This is a genomic window from Mesorhizobium sp. M7A.F.Ca.MR.362.00.0.0 (genome assembly GCF_004023175.1).
GTDB lineage: Bacteria > Pseudomonadota > Alphaproteobacteria > Rhizobiales > Rhizobiaceae > Mesorhizobium.
On the sequence record NZ_RZTF01000711.1, the window covers coordinates 1 to 1549 of the forward strand.

Sequence of the window (1549 nt, forward strand, 5' to 3'; positions counted from 1 at the left end):
GTCGGCCGTGAACTATCCGCAAGCCATTGATCTGGCCTGTTGATTGAGGCGGATAGCGGCTTTGGAATTGCAGGATTAGCGGTATTTGGACGCTGTTTTCCTGCAATTCGGTTTTGCGATTCCCTTGTGGCGCGGAGCGTGATTCACTCGGTTCGGCGGCGGCGAATCGAGGGGACAGCGAATGTCCAGGCCACGCGAGAAGCGCGAGACGGGAGAGCAGGACCTGTTCCGCTCCCGGCTCGACCAAATCATCAACATGAAGCACGAGCTGGTGCGGCTGGCGCAGGCGATCGACTGGCCGGTGCTGGAGGAGCGTTTCGGCGCCGTCTATTCGGACGGCCCCGGCATGCCGCCGCTGCCGACCCGGCTGATGGCGGGGCTGGCGATCCTCAAGCACACCTTCAACCTGTCGGATGAGGTGCTGTGCGAGCGCTGGGTGGAGAACCCTTATTTCCAGTATCTCACCGGCGAGACGTTCTTTTGCCATACGCTGCCGTTCGACCGCTCCTCGATGACGCGTTGGCGCAGCCGTATGGGCGAGGAGCGGATTATGGTGCTGTTGCAGGAGAGCCTCAGCCTCGCGGTCAAGACCGGGGCGATGAAACCGGCCGACACGCGCCAGGTGATCGTCGACACCACCGTGCAGCCGAAGAACGTCATGTTCCCGACCGACGCCAAGCTCATCCATCGGGCACGCGAACGGCTGGTGCGGCTGGCCAAGAGGACGGGTCTCCATTTGCGCCAGAGTTATGTGCGGGTCGGCAAGCTGGCGCTGATCAGCCACCAGCGCTATGCCCACGCCAAGCAGTTCAAGCGGGCCAACAAGGCGCTACGCAAGCTCAAGACCTATCTCGGCCGGACCATTCGCGACATTGGTCGCCAGATCGCCGGCGATCAGGGGCTGGACGCTGTTCAAATGGCCGCTCTACCAGGCCGCCACCGTTCTCGAGCAACGCCAGCGCCAGCGCGGCCGCAAGATCTACAGCCTGCACGCACACGAGGTGGAATGCATCGGCAAGGGCAAGGCGCATGCGCCCTACGAGTTCGGGGTGAAGGTGTCGGTGGCCACCACGCTGAAGCGCTCCAGGGGCGGCCAGTTCGCCCTGCATGCAAAAGCACTGCCCGGCAATCCCTATGACGGCCACACGCTGGCAAGCGTCATCCCCGACATGGAAAAGACCATCGGCAACGAGATCGGCCGCATCCTCGCCGACGCCGGCTATCGCGGCCACAACGCACCGCAGAGCCACAAGCTCAGGGTCTTCACCGCGGGCCAGAAACGCCGCGTCACCCCAGCCATCAAGCGCCAGATGCGACGGCGGTCGGCGGTCGAGCCCGTCATCGGCCACATCAAGAGCGAACACAGAATGGGCCGCAACTACCTCGCCGGCCAGCAGGGCGACACCCTCAACGCCATCCTGGCCGCCGCCGGCTACAACTTCTCCCTCCTGCTCAGGTGGCTGAAGGGGTTTTTGTCGCTCTTGATTGCCCTGCTTCAAATCCGGCCGAAGCCGGTCGCCGCTTAGGGCTCGGATTGTTCACGGTCGAC

General features: G+C 63.7%; 1 pseudogene. It reads left to right on the forward strand.

The window, feature by feature from the left end:
* Positions 1-181: 181 nt before the first annotated feature.
* Positions 182-1526, forward strand: a pseudogene (locus tag EOC06_RS37045) (IS5 family transposase).
* The last annotated feature ends 23 nt before the right edge of the window (positions 1527-1549 follow it).